Raw genomic sequence first — 5,961 nt, 5'->3', positions numbered from 1 at the left:
ATCCACGACATCTCCTCCGGCCGCAGGGGCGGGCAGCGCTCGCACCGGGGCGCGGGCGGACCCACCTACGACCAGCTGTACAACGAGGCCAGGCAGCGCAACGTCGAGGGCCGCTCGAAGATGAACAAGAGCGAGCTGGCCCGGGCGCTCGGCCGCTGATGCCGCCGGGCCGTCCAGGTGGGTTCCCCCGTCCGGCCGGGTCCGCCCGCACCGCGGCGGCCCGGGTACGACCCCGGAAAGCCCCGTACGCCCCCGGAAAGGAGGCGCGGCCGTCATGACCGTCCCGCCACCCGTCCATCCGGACACCGAACCGTTCCCGCACCCCGACCCCGCACCCCGGCCGCTGCCGGACCCGGCGCCGCCGCCCGTACCGCCCTTCCCGCCGCCCGACCCCGACCCGGGCCCGCCCGCCGTGCCCGAGCCGGGTCCGCCGACGGAGCCCCGGCCGATCGGCGGCTGAGGCGGCCCCGAAAGCACGGTGCCCGAACCGCTCCCGGCGGTTCGGGCACCTCGTTTCGGAGACGGTGCTCCCGCGGTTCAGAGGCCGTGCGCCAGGGGGGACGACACCTCCAGCCAGACCGCCTTTCCACCGACCTCGGGCCGCGAGCCCCAGGCGCGGGCGAGCCGGTCCACCACGCGCAGGCCGTGGCCGCCCGGCTGCCCCGGGTCGGCGAACGGGCGCAGCTCCGGCGGGACCGGGCTGGTGTCGCTGACCTCGACCCGCAGTCGGACGGTGTCCCAGCGCAGCCGCAGCTCGCGCGGCCCGCCGGGGGCGTGCAGACAGGCGTTGGTGACCAGCTCGGAGACCATCAGCAGGACGTCCTCGAAGACGGCCACCTGCTCGTCGTCGGGCCGGCCGTCGCCGTCGACCGCCAGCCAGTGCCAGTCGAGCAGCGCCTGACGGCTGAAGTCCCGGCACTGCTGCACGGCGCCCTCGCTGCTGCTCAGCGACAGTCGCCGGGTCCGGTCCCGATCCGGTGCGGCAGCGGTTCCCGGGTGGTTCATCACGGTCCCCCAGGTCCAGCCGGTGCCGTGGGTCCCGGGTCGTCGGGACCGCCGGGGCCGCTCGGACTGCCTGGGCCGCTCGTACTGCCTGGGTCGCTCGTACTGCCTGGGTCGCTCGGACCGTCGGCCCCGGCCCGGCCGCCGTCCTCGGCCAGCGCGAGGCCGACGCTGGGGTGGATCCGCAGGACGGCGTCCGCCCCGGTGACCGCGAACAGCCGGACGACGGAGGGGCGCGGCGCGGCGATCTCCAACCGGACGCCGGCCAGTTCCGCGTCCTGCCGGGCCCGCAGCAGGATGTTCACGCCGGTCGAGTCGCAGAAGCTGAGTTCGGCGAGGTCCACCAGGATCCGGGCCAGGCCGTCCTCCGGCAGCCCGGACAGGGCCGTGCGCAGCCCGTCCGCCGAGTCGTGGTCGAGCTCTCCCCCGACGGACACGATCCGCACCGTCCCGGTGCGCCGCACCTCGATGCGCAGTTCCCCCGGGCGGTGCTCGCCCGGCGCGCCCGTGTCCCGCTCGTCCCCCGTGTCCCCGGCGCCCCCGGCGGACAGATGCATGGCTGGCTCCCGGTCCGGTCGGAACGGCCTCGTGCCGTCCGGACCATGATGCCGCGCGGCGGGTCGGACCGCGCGGACGGCGGGCACCGGCCGGTCGACCGCCGGGCAGGGCGGCCCCGGCGGTGGCCGGGTCGTCGCGTCCATGCCCGGCGTTTGCCCGGGCCCGGTGCGGCTACACGCGGAATGAACCCCGGAGGAGCGCGACCGACGTCGACGCACCCGACGGAGGCCACCGCCCGGGACGGAGGTGGGCCGGATGCCATCGGGGACGACCGGGCGGGGCGACACCGCCTCCGTCCGCACGGGACGGCGGGAGTCGGCGGACGAACGCGCCGACCGCCGGTGGAGCGACCTGCTCCAGGAGGTCCGGGTCGCGCAGACCGGCTCGCAGATCCTGTTCGGGCACTCACCTTCGCGGCCGCGCTCCTGCTGTTGCTGCGGGTGGCCGTCGGCGGCGCCGCAGCCGCCTGGATCGCGGGCGCGGTGATGGCCTGGTTCGCGGCCACCTGGCTGCTCGTTCCCGCGCTCCACCTGCGCCGCCGCAGCGACCGCGAGGGCGGTGCACGCGAGGGCGACGGGGGCGGCGCGCGGGACCGCGACGGGGACCGCGGCAACGGCGACGGCGGGGACCGAAGTCCTGCCGACCGCCAGCGGCCTCCGTCCGGCTGACGCATGGACCGGGTCGGAGCGGGCAGACGCCGCTCGGGTGGGCAACCCGCCCGCCCAGCGAAGGGAGGCAGAACCCATGGCCACCGACGACAAGATCCGCAATATGGCCGAGAAGGCCCGTGGCAAGGCCAAGGAGGTCACCGGAAAGGCGACGGGCGACCGGACGATGGAAGCCGAGGGGCGCGGCACCCAGATGAAGAGCGACCTCAAGCAGGCCGCCGAGAAGGTCAAGGACGCGGGCAAGGACATGGGCAAGCACTGACCCCCGCGGACGACGGAGCGAAGCGCCCGGCGCCGGCCGGGCCGCCGGACCGATGACCGGTCCCACCACGTCGTGCGGCCCCGGTGCCAGGTCTGGCACCGGGGCCGCACGACCGTGCGCGGGTCAGCCCGCCGGGTCCTCCGGCGTCGGCCAGGTGATCACCGAGAAGGCTCCGCCCTGCGGGTCGGCGAGGACGGCCAGCCGGTTGGCGGCCATGTCGAAGGCCGGGGTGAGGACGGTGCCGCCCGCGCGGACGACGGCCGCCTGGATCTCGTCGACGTCGTCCACGTTGAAGTACGGCTGCCAGTGCGGCGGGACGCCCGGCGGGAAGGTGGACAGGTCCATCATCCCGCCGACCGCGCGACCGTTGACCTTGAACTCGATGTACCCCTCGGCGCCCGGCGCCTCGGAGCGGCCGGTGGTGACCGGCAGCACGGCGGAGTAGAAGGCGGCGGCCGCCGAGCGGTCACGGGTGGCGAGCTCGTTCCAGATCAGCGCGCCGTGCTCGTTGACGATGCCCGCACCGTCGAAGGTCCCGGGCTGCCAGAGGCCGACGACGGCCCCGGTCGGGTCCGCGATCACGGCCATCCGCCCGAGGTCCATGACGTCCATCGGCCCCGCCACCACCGAGCCGCCGGCGTCGGTGACCGTCTTGAGGGCGGCGTCGAGGGAGTCCGTGGACAGGTACGTGGTCCACACCGTCGGCGGCATCGGGTCGGGGACGGTGCCGTCCGGGTTCATCGCCTTCATGATCCCGGCGACCGGCTTGCCCTTCAGGGTGCAGACCGAGTACCCGCCCTGTTCGGCGGGCCCGATCTCGCCCTGCCAGCCGAACACCTCGCCGTAGAAGTCGAGGGCCGCCTGCTGGTCGGGCACCATCAGGTCGATCCAGCACGGGGTGCCGGGCTTGTAGGGGCCGTTCATGTCGGGCACGGATGCCTCCGGGAGCGCGTTCGGCGGGGACGGACGGGCGGTTCCGTACCCGGGTTCCGGCACCCGGAATCGGGCCGCAGGAGTGACGCCCGCTCCCGGGGACCGGGACGCGGGCGCGCAGCGGGACCCGTGGCGGGACCCGTGGCGGGCGGATCAGTCGGCCGGGTCGTCGTCGGGTGCGTCCGGGTCGCCGTACTCGGCCCGCCACTCGCGCGCCCGGGCGTTGTGCCAGTCCACGCCCTGCTGCGCCTGCTGCTCGGAGAGGCCGCTGAGCGCGGCGACCTCGCTCAACGGCACCGGGTCGTCGTGCTCGGCGAGGACGCGGCAGACCTTGGCCGCCCACTGCTCCTCCGGGACGAACGGGCGGTCGCGGTAGACCCCGACCAGCACGGCGAGGTGCTCGGCCGAGCAGGCGGTGACGACCCGCTCGCCGTCGAGCCGCGGGTCCGAGTCGTGAACGACGGAGGAGTCCGGGACCAGCGCGCCGAGCAGGTCCTCGACCAGGACGACCCGGCCGCAGTGGTCACAGAGGTCGTACGCCGACGCGTCGCCCGCGTCGGCGCCACCGTCCGTCGGGGGTTCGTAGCGCTCCATCCCCGACGCCTACCCGATGGGCGGCGGGACAACCGCCCACGGCCCGGCGCCGGTTCGTCACCGGTCGCGCCGACGGTCCCGCGCCACGGCCCGGGGCGGTCCCGCGGCACGGCCGGGACGGGCTCTCCCGGTCGCCCACGCGCGCGTGCCCGCGACGGCCCGTCGGCAATCCTCGACGCCGCGGAACCGTCCCAGTGGGTGCCACCCGGTGGCCGACCGGCGCGGCCCGGGATTCCATGGGGAGGGCCCGAACCCCTGCTCAGGGAGGCAGTTGTGTACGAGATGTGGGCCGAGACCGACCCGGCGGTGGACCCGTCGGGTCTGATGTGGCACGTGGTGTCGAAGGACGACGCGTCGACGGCGCTCTGCGGGCAGTTGCTGGAACTGTCCCGCCGAGTGGTCCCGAACGGCTTGGGGGCACCCGTCGGGGCGCCCGACCGCTACTGCGATCCGTGCCTGGTCACGGTGCGCGAGACGATGGCCTCCGCCGACCACTGAGCGGTGGCCCGCTCCCCGGCGCGGCGACAGCGCGGCCGTGTGCGGCACCGCGCGGCCCGCTCCCCCGTCACGGTGGCAGGCCGTCGTGGACGGGGAGCGCCTCGGTGGCACCGGTGAGTTCGAGCACACGCCGGACGATCGGCCGGGGGCGGGCCAGCTCGATCCGGCTGCCGCGCTCCCGGGCGCGGACGGCGGCGTCGAGCAGTTCCGACAGGCCGGTGGAGTCGCAGAACGCGAGGTCACCGCAGTCGATCAGGACGACCGTGCCGGGGGCGGCGAGCGCGCCCTCGAGAGCCTCGCTCAGCACGGCGACGGAGTCCAGGTCGAGTTCCCCCCGCAGCACGAGGAGGGTGCCCCCGGCCCACGGCCGGGCGCCTGCGGTGAGGCCGACCGGCCCGTCCGGGGCGGCCGTGGTGCCGGCGGCGGGTCGGGGCGGGCGGCGGGACATGGCGGTGCTCCTGTTCCTGCGCGGTACCTGCGCGGAGGTCCGGTGACCGGACGCCGCGCGACGTCAGGTCGACGGCCCCCCACAGTGCGGCTAACCACTGTGGGGGGCCGGAAACACGAGGAGGGCGTCGGATGTCGGGGCGGGGTGGGATGCTCCGCGGAGTCAGCCGGAACCCTGGTCCGGGCGGGTCGCGGGGTCGGGCGGGTCGTCGCTCCAACCGGCCGCGTCGCGGTCGTCCAGCTCTTCCCGGAGGTGGGCCAGGGTGGCGGAGAGCAGCCGGGACACGTGCATCTGCGAGACGCCGATCCGGTCGGCGATCTCCGACTGCGTCCGGTCCTCCCAGAACCGCAGTTCGAGCACCATCTGCTCGCGCTTCGGCAGCCGCCCGAGCAGGGGGCGGACGGCGGTGCGGAACTCGGCCAGCTCGATGCCCGGGTCGCAGGATCCGAGCCGGTCCAGCAGTGCGCTGCCGGACTCGTCGGTGTCCTCCTCGCGCAGCGCGTCGAGGGAGTCCGAGCGGTGGATCCGGACGGCGATCAGCCCCTCGGCGACCTCCTCCATGCTGAGGTCGAGCGCCTCCGCGATCTCCTCGGGGTGCGGCAGCCGACCGAGCTCCTGCTCCAGCCGGTCCGAGCCGCGCGCCACCGCGAGGTAGCACTCCTGCATCCGTCGCGGCACCCGGACCGGCCAGGAGGTGTCCCGGAAGAACCGCTTGATCTCACCGGCGATGGTGGGGATGGCGTAGGTGACGAACTCGACGCCACGCCCCGGGTCGTAGCCGTCGACCGCCTTGATCAGGCCGACGGTGCCGATCTGGAGGATGTCGTCCATCTCCCCGGGGCGGTGACGGAAGCGGGCGGCGACGAACCGCACCAGCGGCATGTTGAGTTCGATGACGGTGCCGCGCACGTAGCTGTAGGCGTGGGACTCGCGTGCCAGCCCGGCGAGGCGGTCGAAGAGCGCGTCGCTGAGTTCGCGCGCCTCGGTCTTGCCCATGG

The 5,961-nt window shown here is 75.2% G+C and carries 11 protein-coding genes and 1 pseudogene; 6 read left to right on the top strand and 6 right to left on the bottom strand.

The genetic code is table 11. The features are described 5' to 3' along the window. Positions 1-159, top strand: a pseudogene (locus VR45_RS39005) (plasmid stabilization protein); the annotation flags it as partial. A 115-nt stretch (positions 160-274) separates the two neighbouring features. After that, positions 275-460: a hypothetical protein gene (locus VR45_RS39000; protein WP_045944700.1), complete on the top strand. Its 186-nt coding sequence runs from the start codon at positions 275-277 to the stop codon at positions 458-460. A 77-nt stretch (positions 461-537) separates the two neighbouring features. On the opposite strand, the gene VR45_RS38995 is transcribed toward VR45_RS39000, so the two are convergent. Further along, positions 538-1,005: an ATP-binding protein gene (locus VR45_RS38995; protein ID WP_045944699.1), complete on the bottom strand. Its 468-nt coding sequence runs from the start codon at positions 1,003-1,005 to the stop codon at positions 538-540. Next, a complete protein-coding gene (locus VR45_RS43495; protein ID WP_063772628.1) occupies positions 1,005-1,559 on the bottom strand; it encodes an STAS domain-containing protein in 555 nt (184 codons plus the stop codon). Before VR45_RS43495 ends, VR45_RS38995 begins: the two co-directional genes overlap by 1 nt. A 256-nt stretch (positions 1,560-1,815) precedes the next feature. Between VR45_RS43495 and VR45_RS50920 the strand changes: the two genes are divergently transcribed. From VR45_RS50920 to VR45_RS38980, 3 genes are all read left to right on the top strand, one after another. Further along, positions 1,816-2,046 carry a DUF6328 family protein gene (locus VR45_RS50920; protein ID WP_353612758.1) on the top strand — a complete coding sequence of 77 codons (231 nt, stop codon included), beginning with the start codon at positions 1,816-1,818 and terminating at the stop codon, positions 2,044-2,046. Then, entirely contained in the window at positions 1,992-2,228 is a 237-nt protein-coding gene (locus VR45_RS49680) for a hypothetical protein (protein ID WP_234326612.1), read from the top strand. Before VR45_RS50920 ends, VR45_RS49680 begins: the two co-directional genes overlap by 55 nt. Before the next feature lie 76 nt (positions 2,229-2,304). Then, complete coding sequence (locus tag VR45_RS38980) at positions 2,305-2,490, top strand: CsbD family protein (protein WP_045944697.1); 186 nt, start codon at positions 2,305-2,307, stop codon at positions 2,488-2,490. A 123-nt stretch (positions 2,491-2,613) separates the two neighbouring features. Here VR45_RS38980 and VR45_RS38975 read toward each other — a convergent pair whose 3' ends face one another. Next, positions 2,614-3,414 (bottom strand): VOC family protein, encoded by an 801-nt coding sequence (locus VR45_RS38975; protein ID WP_045944696.1) that lies wholly within the window; start codon positions 3,412-3,414, stop codon positions 2,614-2,616. Positions 3,415-3,576: 162 nt separating this feature from the next. Further along, positions 3,577-4,017, bottom strand: coding sequence for a hypothetical protein (locus tag VR45_RS38970; protein WP_052709716.1), 441 nt, complete (start codon positions 4,015-4,017; stop codon positions 3,577-3,579). 273 nt (positions 4,018-4,290) lie between these two features. Between VR45_RS38970 and VR45_RS38965 the strand changes: the two genes are divergently transcribed. Beyond that, positions 4,291-4,515 (top strand): hypothetical protein, encoded by a 225-nt coding sequence (locus tag VR45_RS38965; protein ID WP_045944695.1) that lies wholly within the window; start codon positions 4,291-4,293, stop codon positions 4,513-4,515. 67 nt (positions 4,516-4,582) lie between these two features. On the opposite strand, the gene VR45_RS38960 is transcribed toward VR45_RS38965, so the two are convergent. Both VR45_RS38960 and VR45_RS38955 read right to left on the bottom strand, forming a co-directional pair. Further along, on the bottom strand, positions 4,583-4,963 hold the full coding sequence (locus VR45_RS38960; protein WP_045944694.1) for an STAS domain-containing protein: 381 nt from the start codon (positions 4,961-4,963) through the stop codon (positions 4,583-4,585). A 162-nt stretch (positions 4,964-5,125) separates the two neighbouring features. Further along, positions 5,126-5,961: SigB/SigF/SigG family RNA polymerase sigma factor (locus VR45_RS38955; protein WP_078897453.1), on the bottom strand; the 836-nt coding region annotated here is incomplete at its 5' end.

This window comes from Streptomyces sp. NRRL S-495 (assembly GCF_000966955.1).
GTDB classification, from domain to species: domain Bacteria; phylum Actinomycetota; class Actinomycetes; order Streptomycetales; family Streptomycetaceae; genus Kitasatospora; species Kitasatospora purpeofusca.
The sequence above is the reverse complement of the archived record's forward strand: the minus strand, read 5'-3'. Positions and strand labels throughout refer to the sequence as shown.

What these genes read in the sequence shown, in the direction of transcription:
- VR45_RS39000 (WP_045944700.1), top strand. Translation starts at nt 275, where the DNA reads ATGACCGTCCCGCCACCCGTCCATCCGGACACCGAACCGTTCCCGCAC.
- VR45_RS38995 (WP_045944699.1), bottom strand. Translation starts at nt 1,005, where the DNA reads ATGAACCACCCGGGAACCGCTGCCGCACCGGATCGGGACCGGACCCGG.
- VR45_RS38960 (WP_045944694.1), bottom strand. Translation starts at nt 4,963, where the DNA reads ATGTCCCGCCGCCCGCCCCGACCCGCCGCCGGCACCACGGCCGCCCCG.
- VR45_RS38970 (WP_052709716.1), bottom strand. Translation starts at nt 4,017, where the DNA reads ATGGAGCGCTACGAACCCCCGACGGACGGTGGCGCCGACGCGGGCGAC.
- VR45_RS50920 (WP_353612758.1), top strand. Translation starts at nt 1,816, where the DNA reads ATGCCATCGGGGACGACCGGGCGGGGCGACACCGCCTCCGTCCGCACG.
- VR45_RS38975 (WP_045944696.1), bottom strand. Translation starts at nt 3,414, where the DNA reads ATGAACGGCCCCTACAAGCCCGGCACCCCGTGCTGGATCGACCTGATG.
- VR45_RS38980 (WP_045944697.1), top strand. Translation starts at nt 2,305, where the DNA reads ATGGCCACCGACGACAAGATCCGCAATATGGCCGAGAAGGCCCGTGGC.
- VR45_RS43495 (WP_063772628.1), bottom strand. Translation starts at nt 1,559, where the DNA reads ATGCATCTGTCCGCCGGGGGCGCCGGGGACACGGGGGACGAGCGGGAC.